This window comes from uncultured Nostoc sp., assembly GCF_937863485.1.
Taxonomy (GTDB): Bacteria; Cyanobacteriota; Cyanobacteriia; order Cyanobacteriales; family Nostocaceae; genus Nostoc.
Genome location: NZ_CALMFY010000216.1, coordinates 47,662 through 64,537, shown reverse-complemented (window position 1 = coordinate 64,537; position 16,876 = coordinate 47,662). Strand labels below are relative to the sequence as shown.

At 39.8% G+C, this 16,876-nt stretch carries 16 protein-coding genes and 1 pseudogene; 14 read left to right on the top strand and 3 right to left on the bottom strand.

Features of this window, described 5'->3' with window-relative positions; genetic code table 11:
- The first annotated feature begins 278 nt into the window (after positions 1-278).
- From Q0541_RS29285 to Q0541_RS29255, 7 genes are all read left to right on the top strand, one after another.
- On the top strand, positions 279-452 hold the full coding sequence (locus tag Q0541_RS29285) for a hypothetical protein (RefSeq protein WP_180277607.1): 174 nt from the start codon (positions 279-281) through the stop codon (positions 450-452).
- The gene (locus tag Q0541_RS29280; protein ID WP_298919547.1) at positions 449-2,521 is read left to right on the top strand and encodes an AAA family ATPase; all 2,073 of its coding nucleotides are present in this window, start codon (positions 449-451) and stop codon (positions 2,519-2,521) included. Before Q0541_RS29285 ends, Q0541_RS29280 begins: the two co-directional genes overlap by 4 nt.
- Positions 2,522-2,533: 12 nt before the next feature.
- Positions 2,534-3,103: a Uma2 family endonuclease gene (locus tag Q0541_RS29275; protein ID WP_298919544.1), complete on the top strand. Its 570-nt coding sequence runs from the start codon at positions 2,534-2,536 to the stop codon at positions 3,101-3,103.
- A gap of 101 nt (positions 3,104-3,204) precedes the next feature.
- On the top strand, positions 3,205-3,609 hold the full coding sequence (locus Q0541_RS29270) for a Uma2 family endonuclease (RefSeq protein ID WP_298919541.1): 405 nt from the start codon (positions 3,205-3,207) through the stop codon (positions 3,607-3,609).
- Between the two features lie 3 nt (positions 3,610-3,612).
- The gene (locus tag Q0541_RS29265; RefSeq protein WP_298919539.1) at positions 3,613-3,756 is read left to right on the top strand and encodes a hypothetical protein; all 144 of its coding nucleotides are present in this window, start codon (positions 3,613-3,615) and stop codon (positions 3,754-3,756) included.
- A 113-nt stretch (positions 3,757-3,869) separates the two neighbouring features.
- Positions 3,870-4,343: a DNA phosphorothioation-associated protein 4 gene (locus tag Q0541_RS29260; protein ID WP_298919537.1), complete on the top strand. Its 474-nt coding sequence runs from the start codon at positions 3,870-3,872 to the stop codon at positions 4,341-4,343.
- A 9-nt stretch (positions 4,344-4,352) separates the two neighbouring features.
- Entirely contained in the window at positions 4,353-5,333 is a 981-nt protein-coding gene (locus tag Q0541_RS29255) for an HNH endonuclease (RefSeq protein WP_298919535.1), read from the top strand.
- A gap of 77 nt (positions 5,334-5,410) precedes the next feature.
- Here the strand turns inward: Q0541_RS29255 and Q0541_RS29250 are convergent, their stop codons facing one another.
- On the bottom strand, positions 5,411-6,616 hold the full coding sequence (locus Q0541_RS29250; RefSeq protein WP_298919533.1) for an AIPR family protein: 1,206 nt from the start codon (positions 6,614-6,616) through the stop codon (positions 5,411-5,413).
- Positions 6,617-6,739: 123 nt separating this feature from the next.
- On the bottom strand, positions 6,740-8,338 hold the full coding sequence (locus Q0541_RS29245; RefSeq protein ID WP_298919529.1) for a DGQHR domain-containing protein: 1,599 nt from the start codon (positions 8,336-8,338) through the stop codon (positions 6,740-6,742).
- A gap of 181 nt (positions 8,339-8,519) precedes the next feature.
- Here Q0541_RS29245 and dndC point away from each other — a divergent pair, with 181 nt between their 5' ends.
- Positions 8,520-10,187, top strand: a complete 1,668-nt coding sequence (gene dndC, locus Q0541_RS29240; protein ID WP_298919527.1) for a DNA phosphorothioation system sulfurtransferase DndC — start codon at positions 8,520-8,522, stop codon at positions 10,185-10,187.
- A gap of 12 nt (positions 10,188-10,199) precedes the next feature.
- Here dndC and Q0541_RS29235 read toward each other — a convergent pair whose 3' ends face one another.
- Positions 10,200-10,442 carry a helix-turn-helix transcriptional regulator gene (locus Q0541_RS29235; protein ID WP_298919525.1) on the bottom strand — a complete coding sequence of 81 codons (243 nt, stop codon included), beginning with the start codon at positions 10,440-10,442 and terminating at the stop codon, positions 10,200-10,202.
- Positions 10,443-10,564: 122 nt separating this feature from the next.
- Here Q0541_RS29235 and Q0541_RS29230 point away from each other — a divergent pair, with 122 nt between their 5' ends.
- The 6 genes and pseudogenes from Q0541_RS29230 (at position 10,565) to Q0541_RS29205 (ending at position 16,846) form a co-directional block, all read left to right on the top strand.
- Positions 10,565-10,819 (top strand): hypothetical protein, encoded by a 255-nt coding sequence (locus tag Q0541_RS29230; RefSeq protein WP_298919523.1) that lies wholly within the window; start codon positions 10,565-10,567, stop codon positions 10,817-10,819.
- A gap of 118 nt (positions 10,820-10,937) precedes the next feature.
- Positions 10,938-12,923, top strand: coding sequence for a DNA sulfur modification protein DndD (gene dndD, locus Q0541_RS29225; RefSeq protein WP_298919521.1), 1,986 nt, complete (start codon positions 10,938-10,940; stop codon positions 12,921-12,923).
- Positions 12,924-12,991: 68 nt separating this feature from the next.
- A pseudogene (dndE, locus tag Q0541_RS29220) lies at positions 12,992-13,378 on the top strand (DNA sulfur modification protein DndE).
- A 173-nt stretch (positions 13,379-13,551) separates the two neighbouring features.
- The gene (locus Q0541_RS29215) at positions 13,552-15,009 is read left to right on the top strand and encodes a DNA phosphorothioation-associated putative methyltransferase (RefSeq protein ID WP_298919519.1); all 1,458 of its coding nucleotides are present in this window, start codon (positions 13,552-13,554) and stop codon (positions 15,007-15,009) included.
- Positions 15,010-15,152: 143 nt separating this feature from the next.
- Positions 15,153-16,454 carry an AmpG family muropeptide MFS transporter gene (locus Q0541_RS29210; protein ID WP_298919517.1) on the top strand — a complete coding sequence of 434 codons (1,302 nt, stop codon included), beginning with the start codon at positions 15,153-15,155 and terminating at the stop codon, positions 16,452-16,454.
- On the top strand, positions 16,439-16,846 hold the full coding sequence (locus tag Q0541_RS29205; RefSeq protein ID WP_298919515.1) for an ABC transporter permease: 408 nt from the start codon (positions 16,439-16,441) through the stop codon (positions 16,844-16,846). Before Q0541_RS29210 ends, Q0541_RS29205 begins: the two co-directional genes overlap by 16 nt.
- The last annotated feature ends 30 nt before the right edge of the window (positions 16,847-16,876 follow it).

Sequence of the window (16,876 nt, the reverse complement as noted above, 5' to 3'; positions counted from 1 at the left end):
GTAAAATTTTTAGAGTTTTGAAAAAAGAAGCATTAAGTATGAAATAATAAAGTTATGAGTTTGATTATAATGGGATGTAAGTAATTTTTAAATTTTCACTTACATCCCATTATAATATAAGTTATTAACATTAATTATAACAGAAAACAATTAAACAATAAAGTATTTTTTCAAAGAAAATTAGGATTTTAAAGATAACACAAACAGTGGCTTTACAGAGGCGAAGGCAGCACTAGGGAAAGTTAAAATATAGATAAAAGTATATTTCAAAATCCAATATGTCACAAGAGGCGAATATCGATGATGTACAGGAGCCAATAACCAGCGCTCCACCGGAAGTACGGCAAATTATTGAGCGGGTATGGAAGCTAGAAAAAGGCAGGCTAGATAAGAAGATTAACAGCCATATAAATGATAATATTTTGGACATTATTAAGGAAGAGGTGCGATGAAGCTGACTTCAATCAAGCTATGCAACTTTCGCTCCTTTTATGGTACGACACCAGAGATGATCCTGGCTGGTGGAGATGTTCACAACACGACAATTATTCATGGCAATAATGGCTCTGGTAAAACTAGCTTGCTAAATGCCTTTACGTGGGTACTGTATGATAAATTTAGTGCAGCGTTTGCATCGATAGAGCAGTTAGTAAATAAGCGTACGATCGCAGAAAATCAAAAAGGTCAAGCTGTAGAATGTTGGGTAGAAATTGGCTGGGAACATGAAGGTAAACGCTATCGAGTTAAACGCGCCTGTCGGGGTTACAAAAACGAAAGTGACTTTGATGCTGGCAAAACTCAGTTAACCATGTGGGTTAGTGGGGACGATGGTAAATGGAATATACCAAATCAGCAACCAGACGATATAATCAATCAAATTTTACCGGCTAGTTTACATCAATATTTTTTCTTTGACGGCGAACGAATTGAACAAATAGTCCGTTCTGATAAAAAAGCTGAAATTGCCGAAGCTACAAAAATTTTCTTGGGTGTGGAGGTAATTAACCGTTCCATCAGACATTTGGGAGATGCTAAAAAAACTCTAGAAAATGAGTTAAAAGCTATTGGTGATTCCGAAACTAAACAACTGTTACGACAGCAAGAAAAGATAGAGCGAGAGCGTGAACGCATTACCAAACGGCAAACGGAAATTAAAGAAGAGTTAGAATATCAACAAACCTTTAAAAAAGAGACAAGTAACCGTTTGAGAGAACTTAGTGCTGCTAAGGAATTGCAAGAAAGATGGCAGAATTTAGAATCGCAGAAAGCGGCGAACCAAGAAGAATATAAAAAAACCAAAGAAGCGCTGAAAAAAGTTATTTCCGCGCGGGGTTATACCGTTTTACTGTCGGAGACTACAGCACAGTTCCGAGGAATTATCAATGATTTGAAGCAGCGAGGCGAGTTAACATCAGGAATTTCGCGGGAATTTGTGAATGATTTACTCAATTCTCAACGCTGTATTTGTGGCGCAGAATTACACGAGGGTAATCATTCTCATACTCATGTGACTACTTGGTTAAATAGAGCAGGTTCCTCAGCGGTGGAAGAAACTGCAATTCGGATGAGCGCACAAGTAGATGAAATTGATAAGCAAGCGATAGGATTTTGGGAAGAAGTTGATAGAGAACAAACTAGGATTAATCAATTAAGGCAAAGTATATCCCAAATTGAAGGCGATTTAGACAATATTCAAGAACGGTTGCGAAAAGATGCTAATGAAGAAATTAGCAATTTACAAAAACGGTTAGATGAAATTGAAAGTAAAATTGATGAATTGAATCGAGAACAGGGTGCAAATCAGCAGCAAATTGCTCAACTTACAACTGAAATTGAAGGTTTAAACAAACAAATTGCTAAACAAAAGCTGAATGAAGACAAGCAAACTTTAGCACAGCGACGGATTAATGCCACTCAAGATGCAATCGAACGGTTAACAGAAGTTAGAAATCGTCAAGAACAACAATTTCGTCTGCAACTAGAAAAGCGAGTCCAAGAGATATTCACAGAGATTTCTGTAACTCCATACATTCCTAGAATTAGCGATAAATATGAATTGACATTAGTAGAAAATACTACAGGGATAGAAGCACCAGTTGCAGCATCCACTGGAGAAAATCAGATTCTCAGTTTATCTTTTATTGCCAGCATCATTGACAAAGTACGCGAATGGAGTGAGAAGCGAAAAATGATGATGATTCCCGATAGTAGCACTTTCCCAATTGTCATGGATTCACCTTTCGGTAGTTTAGATGAAAGTTCGCGGCGACATATTGCGAAAACAATTCCCCAATTAGCGAATCAGTTGATAGTTTTAGTTACTAAGACTCAGTGGCGGGGTGAAGTAGAAGCAGAAATGACAGACAGAATTGGTAGAGAATATGTGCTGACGTATTATTCTTCTAAGCCAGATTGCGAACAAGATTATATTAAGTTGGGTGGAGAAAGATATCCTTTGGTGAAACAAAGTCCGAACGAGTATGAATATACTGAAATTATTGCGATTGAACGTAATGTTTAAAGGATAAAGTATATGATTGCGAGTCCAGACGGAAAGTATATGACTCCCCAGGAATACTTGGAATGGGAAGAACACCAAGATATTAAATACGAATATATCAATGGTGAAGTCTTCGCCATGACTGGGGGTACTATTCCCCATACTAGTATTGCTCTCAATTTGGCTTCGGCGTTAAAAAGCCACTTACGAGGGGGTTCGTGTCGCGCTTTTATGGCAGATGCAAAAGTAGGTGTATCTGAGAACGGGCCGTTTCACTACCCGGATGTTGTGGTGAGTTGTGATGAAAGGGACAGACAAGCTATTAAATTTATTCAGTATCCTTGTCTAATTGTCGAAGTTCTCTCTCTTAGTACAGAAGCTTACGACAGAGGTCGTAAATTTACACAGTATCGCCGTATCGAGACTCTGCAAGAATATGTCCTCATTGACGCTGAAAAAGTCAGTTTAGATTGTTTTCGGTTAAATGATAAAGGAATTTGGGAGTTACATCCTTATGAAGAAGGGGATGAAGTTAATTTAACTAGTGTTGATTTTCACTTTCCTATTTCTTTGGTTTATGAGGATGTTCTGTTTGCAATATAAGTTTTGGAGAAACGAACCGCCAAAGCGCAGAGGACGCGGAGGGAAGAGAGGAGATAAGATGCTGAAATTCAGGTTATCGTTAACTAATTAGAAGATGTTTGATGAGTATTAAAACTGAAGCAACTATTGAAGATTTGTACCACTTACCTGACAATTGTAAAGCAGAGATTGTCAATGGAAAATTGATGCTGATGTCTCCAATTGGGTTTTTACCAGGACGTGCAGGCGGTGAAATTTACGCAAGTCTACGGGATTATGAACGTCTGACAAAAAGTGGTTATGCTTTGCCTGATAATGTCGGTTTTCTTGTCAATCTCCCTAATCGTCGTTCTTTAAGTCCTGATGCCGCATTTTATACTGGTAAACCTACAGGTGGGAGATTCCTCAATGGTGCGCCTGTGTTTGCTGCTGAGGTGAGAAGTGAAAATGATTATGGTGAGACAGCAGAGAAAGATATGGCTAGCAAACGTTGTGATTATTTTGTGGCGGGTACTTTGGTAGTTTAGGATGTGGATGTACTCAAAGAGGAAGTTATTAGAGTATATCGTGCTGGTGATCCTGAAGAACCACAAGTGTATCGCCGTGGTGAGGTGGCGGAAGCTGAACCCGCAGTACCAAGATGGACTATGTTAGTGGATAATTTGTTTATTTAGCGATCGCTTATACACTAGTATAAAATAATATCTCAAATGTGCGTAGGCAAAGCCCGCTGTAGGCATCGCTTTTGGCTTTCGGTTAAAATAGCAACAATGTAAATATTAGTATCATGGCTGAAACTGGCAGAATCAGGGTTGCTAAAGATAAGGCTGAGTTGGTGAAAGATTTAACATCTTCAGATGGTGGAACAGGCCCTTTTCAGACTTTTGCTGATGTAATTGTGTTTGCAGCAGCTTTGGGTGCAAAGCATAAAAAGCGGGTGGCTTTGGGAGAGATTTCTAAAAGAGAACCGTCGCCAATACCCCAAGAACAGTTTATAGTCAGGGGATATAATACGGTAATAAATTTAATAGCAATTGCTGAAACTCAAGATATAAAAGTTTTATCTCTCCAAGAAGGAAACAATAACGAAAAACGTAATTATATTTTTGAAGAATATGCCAATGGTGGACTTGAAATATTACAATCAGAAATCCGGGGTGCAGTAGATTATTCTGAAAGAATTTTATTGATTCTCAGTCATGAAAGGTTTCAAGATAACTCCGAAGAAGAGGATTTTGATTTAAGCAAATTTCTTTCATAAATCATCATAATGAGTAAAGCACAACAGCCAGCAAATCAGCGTAGTTTAGTTTATTATTGTGAATGTTTTTCTCATATTAAGGTATATAAAACTCAGAAAAAGGGTGATGCTCTTAATAAACCCATATTACTTTTATCTATAATTGACCTATTTACACAACATTTAATAACAGATAATCGTATCACCATATCAGATGAATTGATTGATACCTTCAAGAAGTATTGGGAAGTACTTGCATCTAGTACTTTTAAGGGAAGTGATTTTGCCCTTCCTTTTTTTCATCTAAAAAATGATCAGGGGAAATTTTGGCATCTCAAGTATAGTTCTAGATATGATGGTGGTCGTCCGCAAACAATTCCCAAACTTAAGGAAGATGTTGACTATGCATATTTTGATGAGGAACTATTTAATTTCATTAAAGATCAAATTTCTAGGCAAATATTAATTGATGCACTTGTTTCAGCTTGGCTTCCACCTGAAGATAATACGATAGAAAATTTTTTAAACATTAACCAAAATTTTCAAGATATCCCCTTAAAAATAGACAAAACTATTGATTATAGTAATTTAGATGCTAATCCTACATGGAGGTTAAGAAAAGCAGTAATTAGAAATGCTTTTTTCAGAAAAGCAATTGTAAATATTTATGATTACAAATGCGCTTTTTGTGGGCTAAAAGTAACTAAATCTGTAAGTCAAAATATCGTTGATGGCGCACACATCAAGCCATTCTCACAATTCTATGACAGTAGAATCCATAATGGAATAGCACTGTGTAAAAACCATCATTGGGCATTTGATAGGGGTTGGTTTGCTGTAGATGAGCAATACAAAATTATAGTTACTAATGATTTGGAAGAAGCATCTCCCCATGCTAAACCTATGAAAGATTTTCATGGTGAAACAATAGTTTTACCAAACACAGAGCAACATTTTCCAGAACTGGAAGCACTTCAATGGCATCGCCAAAACGTATTTCAATTAAGATGAAATAAATATCAAGCTATACCCATATAAGAGTTTAACTGCCAATATGGGTATAGTTATTAACGCTCAGGTAAGTTTAACTATTCAGTTAACTTCAACATGGGAACTAAAAGAAGGTTAGACCATGTTGAAGCAGAACGCCCAAAGGCGGCTGGATTTCCCCTACCCTCATTTCTGTAGGCGGTTAGCAAGTTATTCAGGAGGGTGTTTCCCATTTCATCCCATAACTTTTCAATAGGACTCTCCCACTTTCCATCTTTGATAAATACACGGAAGGCTGCAAGAATAGGAAATACGAAAGTAATGGGAAGGGTGTGATTAAATTGCTTACCTGTGATGAACTGATAAGTCTTCTTTTCAACGCCGTTTAGCTTACTCAGCCCTTTTTGCCGATCATACTCATCACGAAGGCACTCCTCAATATAGAGTATATCTTTAAGTAAAGGCACAATCTCCCTAAAGTCTTCCTTTTTCCAATTCTTAATGAGAGTTCCGTATGCAGAGCAAGTTGCACTAGGATTTTTAGGTGAACCGTCTGAACCTCGCCAGGGGTACAACTTATTATTAATGCAAGCAAGGCGACGAACCAAATCAGTCACATCAAATTGCTTATTTTCACCCTCTCTGAAAGCAACATAAGATTTACATCCAGCAGGAAGGTATTCTTCGATGATGTCCCAATCTTTAGCTAGGTTTTTAAGACTAAACTCCTCAACACTCTCACTAGTATTACGATACCTGCTGATATTTGATATTTCTTCTTGGCTGATGTTGACCAGCACAAAAATTTGCACACTAGCATCTTCCAACTCTGAGTAGTCAGCCTTACCAGTTTGTTGGTTAAGTTTTGGTTTAGATCCTTTTGATTTTAATTTATCGTAATGACTGCGGGCTTTTGTGATAGCAGTGTAAGTGTGCCCACCATTTACGATACCATTACCTATGAAATTGTCTTCCTGTCCTTCCTCAGGACTAACAAGTAAAAGCTCAACGTCAAATCCTCCACCGGTACCATGACCTTTAACCTGTATTGAGTCTGCAACAATTAAAATTCCATTGTTATAGAAAATAAACTCTTCTGGCTTTTGTGCCAGAGTAGTCAACATACTCTTTACAGTCCGCCGATTTTCGTTGGCTAGTCTGGCATTGGGATCTAGAGGCAAACCTTGAGGCACTTGGCATAGAGGGACTGTTAGATTCCAAATTACTCGACTGGACTCTTTATCCTCTTTGTATGCTTTACAAGCAGCAGTAGCGAAGAAAGGAGCTGTTATTTTTGTAGCCATTTATTTTTCCTGCGCTCTACAGAACGCCTTGCTTATGTTTTATGCCCAACTGGACACTCACAAAATTATACACTCGTACTTTGGCTAAATGCAACTACAGAAACGTCATCTTATATACAATCCTTACAGGACAGATGGAAGTCCTACTTGCTTGGGTTCAACAAACTCGCCATCAAAATTTATAGTTTTATCTTCCACAGTCCTAGCATCAGCTAAAACCTTACGAAGTTCAGCACGTTCCATCTGTTCCTGAATTCCACCCAGGATATAAACCAATAACTTCGCCGCCAAATCTCGTCCAGCAACCTGCACCCGCTTTTTATTTGGGTCATACAAAACCCCATACCACAGAGATTGGGGATATTCCATACCACTAAAACCACCTTGCTGGTCAAACTTCCGCAGTTTCTTAAAAATATCTGCCAGTGAGAAACCTTTTTTAAAGACCAAAATTCCCAACGCTTGCGCCAATGCAACTTGAGCAACCGGACGGAAAAGCATATTTCCTTCACCTCCATCCTTCTCAAAGCTGAACCTCCGCAAAGCTGGTGTATCCTCGTGTTCTAAAATTTTATAACTGGAAAGACTAGCTAAATAATCAAATAGCTTCCTGAATTCCTCAATTCCCTGCTCAAGTTCTTCATCCTCTGGACGCATGGGAATTAGACCTTTCTCCAAGGGTTTCCAGTGGGGGAACTTTTGACCCAAATATCGCTCAGACATATCTTGCAGAGCTTGCAAAGTCGTTAAAACTGTAGAATTGGAAGCCACTGTTGCACTATTCCAATTAACGCGGGGATTGCGCTCTTGTCGTTGTTCTAATAGTGGATGTGTAACTGCAATTTTTCTAGCAACGATCGCAAAACCATCATCTTCATTCAACTGTGTTAGTTGCCCTTTAGTTAAGGGTGCAGCCATCAGGTTCACATGAACAAAAATCGATCTCACCCTCCGCCTCGCCTGGGTGCGAGTTTCCCCAGCCGCTACCGCACAGATGAACTCAATACCAATTTTTTCCTTGGGTAAATTTTGCAAGTAAGCAAGGTCTACTTGGTATTTTTCTATCAAATCATTTACTGTAATAAAACTGTCATCAGCACCTTTATCTTTTTTATAGCGCTGGAGTTTACGAGTTTTGATTAACTCCATCAACCCCTGTACACCCATTAATCGGTGTTGACCATCTAACGCATAAATAGTCACATCATCTTCAGAAATATTTAACAGACCTACCTTACCGTCTTTATCTAGGGGTATAAAATCAGTAGTAGATTTTGTGGCGCGTCCTTCACTATCCCACTCAGCAGCTTTGGGATTATCCACCCACGGTTGATTAATCACCACCAGCACTGGTGGAAATTTATGATTTTGTCGAGCGGCTAAATACTGCACTAGCGGCGCTTGACGTGACCAATCAAGGGGACGCTGCTGAATTTCATCAATACTATCTGCGTCTATCTCGACATTATCAGTCTCTGGATTATACTTTTTTTGAAACAGAGGTAAGCCAGAGGCAAAGTGAACACGACCTGCAAACCATTCCAGTGTAACAGAGCTAACATAAGCCTCAGTACCACCCATCTCGGTTTTTTGAACGAGAATCTGATCTTTTCTCCCTAAAAAGTTTTCCAGCAGTAAAGAAAGTACCTGTTTTTCCTTGTTTTCTCGCTCCAGGTACTCTCTAGCGATGTCAGCAGTTGGGTTAGATGCACTCTCTTTCATGTTAAATTTTAAAAACAGAATAGGATTATGTTGTTTAATTATCCAAAAAATTGGATATTAGTAGTAAAGTTTTTAAAAACTTTTATTCAACCCACGGAGGTGGGTTTTGTCTGTGTAGCCGCGAATTCTATTCGCCCTATTCGCCCGGATATTACGCCAGTGTTTCCAGAGAGAAGGAGAAATGACTACAGCACAACAACCAGAAAATAAAGTTCAGCAAGCACGTACTGTAGCAGAGTTAGTGGACTATATCCAAGCTCTCACCACTGAAATTCAAGAATTGTATTGTTTAGATGAGATACCTTGGGTGGTGGGCTATTCAGGCGGAAAAGATAGTACTGCCACTTTACAGCTTATCTGGAATGCGATCGCAGCACTCCCCCAGGAAAAGAGAACTAAAACAATCCATGTTATTACAACTGATACGCTGGTAGAAAACCCTGTGGTTTCTGTTTGGGTACGTAACTCTTTAGAACAGATGAAAGCTGCTGCTAAAGAGCAAGAAATGCCAATTGAACCCCATTTGCTTTATCCTGCAATTAAGGATACCTTTTGGGTAAACTTAATTGGGAAAGGCTACCCAGCGCCGCGAAACAGATTTAGATGGTGTACTGAACGCCTTAAAATTCAACCATCTGACAGCTTTATCCGTGCAGTTATTAGGTCTAGTGGTGAAGTAATTCTTGTCTTAGGTACACGCAAGGCTGAAAGTACTAAACGTGCTGCTACGATGGCTAAACATAGAGAATGGCGGGTACGTGATCACATAAATACTAATCCCAACCGACCTAACTCATTGATTTATCTTCCTATCGAAGATTGGCGTACTGATGAAGTTTGGATTTACTTAAATCAGTGGCAAAATTCTTGGGGATATAGCAACAAAGACTTGTTCACCATGTATCGAGGTGCTACAGCAGATAATGAATGTCCATTAGTTGTTGATACTTCTACTCCTAGCTGTGGTGATTCCCGATTTGGCTGCTGGGTTTGCACAATCGTTAGTAAGGATAAATCGATGGAGGCAATGATCCAAAATGATGAAGAGAAAGAATGGATGCAGCCTCTATTAGATATTCGCAATGAATTAGACATAAAACAAGACTGGGATAAAAGAGACTTTAGAAGAATTTGGGGAGATGTCCAACTATTTGAGCGCGATAAAGATGGGGAAAAAACTGTTGTACCAATCCCTGGCCCCTACACCAAATATTGGCGGGAACATTGGCTAAGACGATTATTAGAAGCACAAACAAAAACCCGTCGTACAGCGCCAGAAAATATGCGCGACATCACCCTAATTACTCTAGAAGAAATGAGCGAAATTCGCCGCATTTGGCTAGAAGACAAACACGAATTTGATGATAGCTTACCCCGGATTTATCAAGAAGTGACTGGTGAAGAATTTCAAGACCCCCGTCCTGGTGCTGACTATAACCTATTAGGTCGTGATGAATGGGCTGTGTTAGAAGAAATCTGTGCAGATGATAGTATGCACTTGGAACTCATGGCTAAACTTTTAGACACAGAACGCCAATTTCGGAAAATGTCTCGTCGTGTGGGAATCTACGACACCCTTGAAAAATGCTTTGCTACAAGTTCGCGTTCTAAAGATGAAGCAGTTAAAAATGCTCATTTAAAGCGGGATTTGAAAACAGCAGCTGAACAAGGCGATATTGAAAAGGTCAAGCAGCTAACTTTAGCAGATTTTGCCACACCCGATACACAAGCGATGTCTAACGACAAACCGCTACGCGTTTACGCGCCTGATGGAAAAGTTGACGCAACAAACCTTACAAAATCTGATGCTGGGACAAAGACTTGGGGAAACATGAAATTTAAAAAATAGGTACACAGTGCTTTAAGGCTGTGTCTCATCATCAGCATCTCCCAAGTAAAGCCTGATAAACTCTTCTGCTGCGGCTGGATTAATTTGATTCAGCGCATCACGAATTTCTAGTACAGTATCAGCGACAGGATCTCTAATCTCGTTTACCCAACGGTGAACGTTTGGCCGTCCTGTTCCCATTATCACTGCTAACTTGTTTTGGCTAATGCCATAAATGTCCAATACCCGTTTCAGCGCTTTTCCTGCTTTTCCCATGCCTTTGATTTTGTCAAAGGCTTATAACCTAGTAAATGTTACCCATCGGTAACAAAGGGTGTAAGATAGTTATGTTACCTATAGGTAACATAACTATTTGACTAACAAACAGGTAAATTTCGATGAATAAAAGCTTTTTGGCAGATACCTTGCCAACTCCTACATCCCTTGTTTCATCCGATGACTCTACAGCAACAACACCAGCCAGAGAGTCTGTAAAAGTAGTAATTTTTGGAACTAAAACAGGTGTCAACAACACTATTCTCACTCTCTACAAACTAGGTTTTGCTCAAGTGAATGAATGGAGTCCTCTATTACCTAGTTCTAATCCTGGTGAAGTAATGAGTATATTAACAAGGCATATTGTGACGGCCTGACTATAATTTGGCTATTGACAAATGTGGTAGGGTGGGCAATGCACATCCTACACATATTTAAGATTAAAAATCGCAGTTATACAGATTAAACTCGTCTACACGGGTTGAACATAGATTAATGATATTTCTTGAACTCGTTCTACAAAACTTTGGCCCCTACGCTGGAAGACAAGTAATCAATCTTGACCCAAGAAGTGAAGAAAATCCCCGCCCAATTATTCTATTAGGTGGGATGAATGGTGGTGGAAAAACTACCCTTATGGATGCTATACGTCTCGCTCTATATGGACAACGCGCCCAATGTTCTACTCGTGGTAATTTGAGTTATAGCGATTTTCTTACTCAATGCGTTAACAGCAAAACAGATCCACTTAAAGATACTCGTATTGAACTAGTTTTTGAACATATAGAAAACGATGAACCAATAAAATACCGTATTGTACGCTTTTGGACAAAAAACCTTAAAGACGGCAAAGATACATTAGGTATTTTAGGTGATGATGACACCTGGCCTGTTGATTCTTTGGTAAATATTTGGGATGAATATATTGAAAATCTTTTACCATTAGGTATTTCTAACTTATTTCTCTTTGACGGTGAACAGGTTAAAGAACTTGCAGAACAGGAAACACCACCACCAGTTGTAGTAGATGCAATTCGCGGACTTTTAGGGCTAGAGTTGGCAGACCGTTTAGCAGTTGATTTAGATATCTTAGTTAACCGTAAACTTAAAGAAGTTGGTAATAGTAAGGATTTAGCAAACCTAGAGGAAATTGAAACTAGGTTAACCCAACAGCAAGAAGATTATCAAACAACAGAAGAAAAATTAGAAACTCTAAAAAATCAGGTAGAAGAGTTAGAACAAAAGCAGCAAGAAGCCTTTGATAAATTTATTTCTGAAGGTGGAAAGATTGCAGCAGAACGCAATCAACTAGAACTACAACAGGATACAAAAACTGTGGAAATTGAACAAGTACGTCAGTCGATGTGTGAATTGGCGGCTGATGTTTTACCTCTGGCATTAATTCCCAATTTGCTTACTCAAGTGCAAACGCAGGGAGAAAAAGAATTTCGCCATCAACAAGTACAAATATCTAAAGATTTGTTAATTGAGCGAGATCAGCGCTTACTTACTTGGCTAAATCAAGTGGAAATTTCCCCGATACAAGTTGAGAAAATTCAATCTTTCCTAGTCCAAGATGTAGATAGTTTATATGCAAATACTATCCAGATAGAAGCACCTTGGTTATTAGCTGATGATGAAATTTTAAGTCAGCTAGATAATCTCATATATCATTTACAAAATACTAAACTTTCTGCCAAAGAGAAATTAGCTATTCTCAAAAATAAAGAAGAAGAAATTCATACTCTAGAAAGACAAGTGCAAACAGCAGCAGCACCAGAAGATTATACAAAGCTGCGTCAGGCAATAGAAGCGGCACAAAATAAAGTTGTTCAAGCTAAAGCAAATTACGAAACAATTCGCCGTCGTTTAGCTGAATTAGAAAATATTATTGCTAAGTCAAAAAAAGAATTAAGTGAATATACTGTAAAAAATATTAAACATAAAAATAGCGAACATATTATTACCTCTGCGGCAAAAGTTCAAGACACACTCAAGATTTTTCGTGAAAAATTAACTTTGCGAAAACTCAATAAATTAGAGGAAGAAGTGAAAAATTGCTTCCTTTATCTCCTCCACAAATCAGATTTAGTTCATCGTATTACCATTGATACCAAGACTTTCAGCCTTTCCCTTTATGATTTAAATGGTAAACCTGTCCCTAAACATCGCCTCTCTGCTGGCGAAAAACAACTACTTGCGATCGCCTTCCTCTGGGGACTAGCCAAAGTCTCTGGACACCGCCTGCCAGTAGCAATTGATACCCCACTAGGTAGACTAGATTCCTCCCACCGCAGTAACTTAGTTGAACGTTACTTTCCATCCGCTAGCCATCAAGTAATTCTGCTATCTACCGATACCGAGATTGGAAAGAATGAAGTCGAAACACTGCGAGAAAACGAAGCGATCGCTCGTGAATATCTCCTCAAATATGACTCCGCCACCCGCCAAACTACCATACAACCAGGATATTTTTGGTAGTAAATATCGTGAAAAAATTGAGCGATGTCTAACGACAAGCCGCTACGCGTCTACGCAATTTCAAAATTATGGAATCACCAATAGAACGTATTCGTCTCTCCCAAACAGCCAAAGACCAACTTACCAAACTTAAACGCAGCACAAAAATTGACCAATGGAATATCCTATGTCGTTGGGCGTTTTGCCGTTCCCTCGCAGAAGCAACCGCACCCTCACCCGGCCCAAATCCCCAAGAAAGAAACGTACAAAAAACATAGCAGGAGTTTGGAGGGGAAATGTCCGATATTCTCCTCCTCGCCCTCAAGCAACGCTGTCACAATGACGGCTATCCCACCGACAAAGAAACCCTCGCCACCCAATTTCGCTTACATTTGCATCGCGGTATTGGTTACTTAGCAGGCGATCCAAATATCAAGAAAATTGAAGATTTAATTGAACTGGCCATTAAAAATTGAAAGGATATAGCAGTCCTAAATCATATGTGAAAACTTCTTTTTCTTTTTTTGGCGCTCTTGGCGGCAACTCTTGGAGACGCTGCGCGTTAGCGGTTCGTTCATTTTCACAACTCATTTAGGATTGCTATATTAGTTGATTGTTAACTCTTCACTGTTAACTGACAACTAATATTATGCCTGAAGCGCTAGAAATCGAGCGTCATAGAGCTGCGATCGCTCGCACTGATTTATCTCGCCCTGTGCGATTGGCAATAGAATGGGCAATCCTACATCAAGACACCACTTTTTTTGACTACGGTTGCGGCTACGGTGGTGATGTCCAGCGAGTAGGTGACTTAGGCTACAGCAGTACAGGCTGGGATCCTTACTACCATCCCGATGTACCACTCACCGCAGCTGATGTGGTCAATTTGGGTTACGTTCTCAACGTCATCGAAGACCCAGAAGAACGTCGTCAAAGCCTAATCCAAGCTTGGGAACTCACTGGGAAAGTTTTAATTGTCGCCGCTCAAATACTGATTAACGCTCCCAGCAAAATCCAACTTGCTTACAATGATGGCATTGTGACACGCCGCAATACTTTTCAGAAATATTACGAACAAGAAGAACTCAAAACTTATATTGATGAAGTCCTAAATGTAGATGCAGTACCGATAGCACTAGGTGTCTACTTTGTTTTTCGTGATGAAGCCGAAAAAGAGAGTTACAAAGCTATCCGCTTCTTTTCTACCACTTCTACACCGCGAGTCCGCATCCCGACTAAGCGGTTTGAAGACTACCAAAAACAGCTGCAACCACTCATGGCTTTTTTTACCAAGCGCGGTAGACTACCTGCCAAAGGTGAATTAGAAAATGAACAGGAATTACTGAGTGAATTTGGTAACTTCCGCCGCGCTTTTGGTGTAGTTTTACAAGCTACCGACGAAGCAGAATGGGATGCGATCGCTTACCGTCGTTCTCTGGATATCCAAGTTTATCTTGCCCTCACCCACTTTGATCAACGCCCCGCATGGCAGAAGCTAGCCCCAGAAATGCGTCACGATATCAAAGCCTTTTTTAGTAGCTACGAGGAAGCTTGTCAAGTAGCCGACCAAAAACTTTTCAGCTTAGGTAAATCTGGGGTGATTCAAACTGCCTGTGAAAAAAGCAAAATAGGTAAACACACGCGCGGTGCGCTTTACGTCCATGTTTCGGCACTAGCAGCACTTGACCCTGTGCTACGAATTTGTGAAGGTTGCGCTAGCCGTACCATTGGGCGTGTAGATGGAGCCACATTGATAAAATATCACACTGATAAGCCGCAGATATCCTATCTGTGTTACCCTGAGTTCGACACTGACCCCCATCCAGCATTAAAAGCTAGTATAACTATTGACTTAAAAACCCTAGTTGTCACTCACCGAGACTATGCAACTAGGGAAAATCCGCCAATTTTGCATCGGAAGGAAACATTTGTTACCAGCAACTACCCTGGCTACGAAGAATTTGCTAAACTCACGCAGCAAGAAGAGAAATTAGGATTGCTCAATCACAAAAGCGATATCGGTACGCGAGAAGGTTGGGAAAAATGCCTTGCTGCACACAGGGTAGAAATCAGGGCACATCAGGTTTATTCGATTAAGGAAAATTAAGGAATAATCACACTGTTAGAGTATTGCTGATATGTATCTTAAATAAAGTAAATCTTAGCAGGTTTGTGTGCTTACACGAAATTAGACAGTAATTATGGCAAGATAACTGCAATTCAACTAAATAAAAAGGAATCTTCAAGATTGTGCAAGTAAATAATTCGCTGCTACGAATTTTTGGCAGCCCGAAGATGGGAGCTTTGTTATTTCTTGGGTTTTCATCAGGTTTGCCCTTGTATTTAACTAGTCAGACATTACAAGCATGGTTGACCAAAGAAGGAATTAGCTTGGCAGCGATCGCTGCTTTTAGTTTAGTAAAGCTCCCCTATTCTTTAAAATTTCTCTGGTCGCCTTTACTAGATAGATTTGTACCGCCTTTTTTGGGACGACGGCGAGGTTGGTTAGTAATTATACAAGTAGCATTACTGTTAAGTATAGCTGCAATGGCTTTACAAAATCCATCCCAAGGGCTACAACCTTTAATAATTGCTGCTGTGGCCGTTGCTTTTTTTAGCGCCAGCCAAGACATTTTAGTTGATGCTTACCGCACTGATGTAGTGGAAGTACAAGAAAGAGGTGCTGGAGCATCTATTTACTTATTAGGTTATCGTATTGCCATTCTAGTAACCGGTTACGTTACCCTATTTTTGGCAGACAGAATGCCTTGGCAAGCTGTTTACTTGTTGATGTCGCTGTTGATGCTCGTAGGCGTTGTAAGTTCTATTTTTGCACCAGAACCAGTTCTACGCGATCGTCCGCCTCAGACTTTATCCGCCGCTGTCCAATTACCCTTCATTGAATTTTTCCAGCGTCATGGCTGGCTCCAAGGGCTTTTAATCCTAATATTCATTGTGATCTACAAGTTGGGGGATTCTTTACTAAAGAATGTATCCACCCCATTTTTGTTAGATAAAGGCTTACATTTCACTCAAACCGACATAGCATTTCCTGGTGCATTGGGAATTTTCGCCACTATTGTTGGCACCTTGGCAGCAGGAGCAATAATGACCAAAATTGGTGTTAATCGCTCGCTCTGGATATTCGCCATCCTGCAAGCTGTCGGCAACTTGGCTTTCTTTGCGTTGGCAGTAGTAGGTAAAAACTTCTATCTAATGTTAGCTGCCGTTAATATAGAACAATTTTGTGCTGGTCTAGAAACTGCTGCTTTTGTAGCATTTTTGATGAGTCTTTGTAACCAAAGCTTTTCAGCTACACAGTATGCCTTACTTTCGAGTTTACAGGCTTTTAGTAGAGATATTCTCACGGCTCCAGCAGGTACATGGGCACAAACCACCGGCTGGTCTACATTCTTTTTACTGACAGCAATAGCTGCTTTACCGGGATTACTATTATTGCCATTCTTTGCCCCTTGGAATCCAAAGCCAGTGGTAGTATTATCCAGACCAGGATTGGAGAACGAAGAAGAGGATATATGGGGAATCAAGTAGTTATTGCTGTCGGCACATTTATTCTCTTACTCACTGGTTTATTACTTGGCTATGTTCTCTCACAGTTAGTTCTGGGACCTCTGCCGTTTAACCTGCTAACTTTTTTCGGAACACTCAGTCTAATTTTAATTTTTGGTACACTTTATTACGTTTTATTTTGGCAGTTGCGGAGAGAGCAGTCCCGGCCATCAACTATAAATGAAAGCATACCAAACCAGGTAGAGGAGGGTGTATCTGAAAGCTATCTTAAAAACAGGCTAATCGCTAAGTTATCCGGTGATACCGTCGCTGCCGAAAGGTTAATTGAACAGGCAAAGGAGACTTATCCTGGGATGCCGGAGAATTGGTACTGCGAAAGAGTTCTTGATGACTTGGAGCGCGATAGCCGATAATCTGTTATTTTCCATGCCCGGAAAATCGCT

Excerpts from the sequence above, each read along its gene's own strand:
- Q0541_RS29285 (WP_180277607.1), top strand. The coding sequence starts at position 279 with ATGTCACAAGAGGCGAATATCGATGATGTACAGGAGCCAATAACCAGC.
- Q0541_RS29280 (WP_298919547.1), top strand. The coding sequence starts at position 449 with ATGAAGCTGACTTCAATCAAGCTATGCAACTTTCGCTCCTTTTATGGT.
- Q0541_RS29275 (WP_298919544.1), top strand. The coding sequence starts at position 2,534 with ATGATTGCGAGTCCAGACGGAAAGTATATGACTCCCCAGGAATACTTG.
- Q0541_RS29270 (WP_298919541.1), top strand. The coding sequence starts at position 3,205 with ATGAGTATTAAAACTGAAGCAACTATTGAAGATTTGTACCACTTACCT.
- Q0541_RS29260 (WP_298919537.1), top strand. The coding sequence starts at position 3,870 with ATGGCTGAAACTGGCAGAATCAGGGTTGCTAAAGATAAGGCTGAGTTG.
- Q0541_RS29255 (WP_298919535.1), top strand. The coding sequence starts at position 4,353 with ATGAGTAAAGCACAACAGCCAGCAAATCAGCGTAGTTTAGTTTATTAT.
- Q0541_RS29250 (WP_298919533.1), bottom strand. The coding sequence starts at position 6,616 with ATGGCTACAAAAATAACAGCTCCTTTCTTCGCTACTGCTGCTTGTAAA.
- Q0541_RS29245 (WP_298919529.1), bottom strand. The coding sequence starts at position 8,338 with ATGAAAGAGAGTGCATCTAACCCAACTGCTGACATCGCTAGAGAGTAC.
- dndC (WP_298919527.1), top strand. The coding sequence starts at position 8,520 with ATGACTACAGCACAACAACCAGAAAATAAAGTTCAGCAAGCACGTACT.
- Q0541_RS29235 (WP_298919525.1), bottom strand. The coding sequence starts at position 10,442 with ATGGGAAAAGCAGGAAAAGCGCTGAAACGGGTATTGGACATTTATGGC.
- Q0541_RS29230 (WP_298919523.1), top strand. The coding sequence starts at position 10,565 with ATGAATAAAAGCTTTTTGGCAGATACCTTGCCAACTCCTACATCCCTT.
- dndD (WP_298919521.1), top strand. The coding sequence starts at position 10,938 with ATGATATTTCTTGAACTCGTTCTACAAAACTTTGGCCCCTACGCTGGA.
- Q0541_RS29215 (WP_298919519.1), top strand. The coding sequence starts at position 13,552 with ATGCCTGAAGCGCTAGAAATCGAGCGTCATAGAGCTGCGATCGCTCGC.
- Q0541_RS29205 (WP_298919515.1), top strand. The coding sequence starts at position 16,439 with ATGGGGAATCAAGTAGTTATTGCTGTCGGCACATTTATTCTCTTACTC.